This is a genomic window from Bradyrhizobium sp., assembly GCF_016462955.1.
GTDB lineage: Bacteria > Pseudomonadota > Alphaproteobacteria > Rhizobiales > Xanthobacteraceae > Bradyrhizobium.
Map to the genome: position 1 here is coordinate 1 of NZ_JAEMSD010000194.1, position 2,198 is coordinate 2,198.

Consider the following 2,198-nt stretch of genomic DNA (forward strand, 5'->3'; position numbering starts at 1 on the left):
ATCTCGCGTCGTGCCTTCGCCGGCGGCATCGCAGCCCTTGCGCTGACGCACCGCGCCGGCGCGCAGGGTTATGCCGGGCTCGGCGAGACGGCCGACGGGTTCGCCAAGGTGACGCCGGGAAAGACCTTCACCTTTCCCGGGGATCACGGACCTCATCCGGAATTTCGGATCGAGTGGTGGTATCTCACGGCGAACCTCACAGACAGCAGCGGCGCCGCGTGCGGCCTGCAATGGACGCTGTTTCGCCAGGCGGCGCAGGCCGGGCCGCAAGGCGAAGGCTGGGCCAACCGGCAGGTGTGGATGGCGCACGCCGCGGTGACGCGCGCCGACACCCATCGCTTCTCCGAAACGTTTTCACGCGGCGGCGTCGGGCAGGCCGGCGTGACGGCGAAGCCGTTCGATGCCTGGATCGACGACTGGGAGATGAAGGCTGTCGAGCCCAGCGATGACCGCACCTTGGCGCCGCTGACGCTGAAGGCGTCCGGCACCGATTTCAGCTACACACTGACGCTCGAGGCCGACCTTCCGGTGGTGTTGCAGGGGGACGGCGGCTACAGCCGCAAGTCCGAACGCGGCCAGGCGTCCTATTATTACAGCCAGCCGTTCTACCGCGCCCGCGGCACGCTCGTGATCGATGACAAGCCGGCCAATGTCTCCGGCCAGGCCTGGATGGACAGGGAATGGAGTAGCCAGCCGCTCGATTCCGACCAGACCGGCTGGGACTGGTTGTCGCTGCACCTGGCGTCCGGCGACAAGCTGATGCTGTACCGGCTACGGCAGAAGGACGGCAGAAACTATCCGTTCGGCAACTGGATCAATGCCCGTGGTGAGGCGCAGATGATTGCGGGCGACGACATCCAGATGATCCCGAAGGCGACGGCTGAGGTCGCCGGACGCAAGGTGCCCGTGGAATGGCAGATTGCGATCCCATCCCGATCGTTCGCGATCTCCTGCAAGCCGCTCAATGCCAACGCCTGGATGGGGACCGGATTCTCCTATTGGGAGGGACCGATCAGCTTCGCTGGCACGCATGAGGGCGTTGGCTATCTCGAGATGACCGGGTATTGAGGCGCAATCTTTTCAAGGGGATTTGCGATGTATCATCTCACCGCTCTCGTCACGCTGCTGGCGATCGCGTTTTATCTCTTCGTCGCCATCAACGTCTCGCGGGTGCGGACGAGGACCGGCGTCAAGGTGCCGGCGATGTCGGGCCATCCGGATTTCGACCGTGCCTTCCGCATCCAGATGAACACGCTGGAATGGCTACCCATCTTCCTGCCGGCGCTGTGGCTGTTCGCGATCTATGTCAGCGACGCCATCGCGGCCGGGATCGGCGCGGTCTGGATCATCGGCCGCATCGTCTATTTCATCGGCTATTCGCAGGCGGCGGCCAAGCGCGGCCCGGGCTTTGCGATCCAGGGCATCGCCGCCATGGCGCTGTGGGTCGGAGCGCTGGGGGCGGTGGTGCTGCGGATGGTGAAGTGAAACACCCGCCTCCTGTCCCGGGCGCGGCGCAGCGTTTCACGCTGCAGCGCGTCCGGGACACGAGAGCGTCACTTCGTCAGCGGGCAGCCACTTTCCTTCGCCGTGAAGAAGGCCTTGTCGCCGGGGACGGTGGCGAGCAGCTTGTAATAGTCCCACGGCTTCTTCGATTCCGAGGGCTTCTTGACCTCGAACAGATACATGTCGTGGACCATGCGGCCGTTCTCCAGCACTTTGCCGCCTTGCGCGAAATCGTCGTCGACCGGTAGCTCCTTCAGCTTCTTGGCGACGGCATCCGGATCCTTGGTGCCGGCGGCCTTGACTGCCTTCAGATAGCTCAGCGTTGCCGAATAGGTGCCGGCCTGGATCATGTTCGGCATCCGGCCGGTACGTTTGAGGAAGCGTTCGCCAAGATTGCGGCTCTTGTCGTTGACGTCCCAGTAAAAGCCTTCCGTCAGCACCAGCCCCTGCGCCGCCTGCAGGCCGAGGCCATGCACTTCGGCGAGCGTCATCAGCAGCCCGGCGAGCTTCTGGCCACTCGCGACGATGCCGAACTCGGACGCCTGCTTGATCGAGTTGGTGGTGTCGAGGCCGGCATTGGCGAGGCCCACGATCCTCGCCTTCGAGCTCTGCGCCTGCAGCAGGAAGGAGGAGAAGTCCGAGGAGTTGAGCGGCACGCGAACCGAGCCGACCACCTTGCCGCCGTTGGCGGCGAC

At 64.7% G+C, this 2,198-nt stretch carries 3 protein-coding genes; 2 read left to right on the plus strand and 1 reads right to left on the minus strand.

The window, feature by feature from the left end; all coding sequences use genetic code 11:
- Positions 1 to 1,068: lipocalin-like domain-containing protein (locus tag JHD07_RS19950; protein WP_291624985.1), on the plus strand; the 1,068-nt coding region annotated here is incomplete at its 5' end.
- A 27-nt stretch (positions 1,069 to 1,095) separates the two neighbouring features.
- On the plus strand, positions 1,096 to 1,485 hold the full coding sequence (locus tag JHD07_RS19955) for an MAPEG family protein (RefSeq protein WP_291624987.1): 390 nt from the start codon (positions 1,096 to 1,098) through the stop codon (positions 1,483 to 1,485).
- 68 nt (positions 1,486 to 1,553) lie between these two features.
- On the opposite strand, the gene JHD07_RS19960 is transcribed toward JHD07_RS19955, so the two are convergent.
- Positions 1,554 to 2,198: ABC transporter substrate-binding protein (locus JHD07_RS19960; protein WP_291624989.1), on the minus strand; the 645-nt coding region annotated here is incomplete at its 5' end.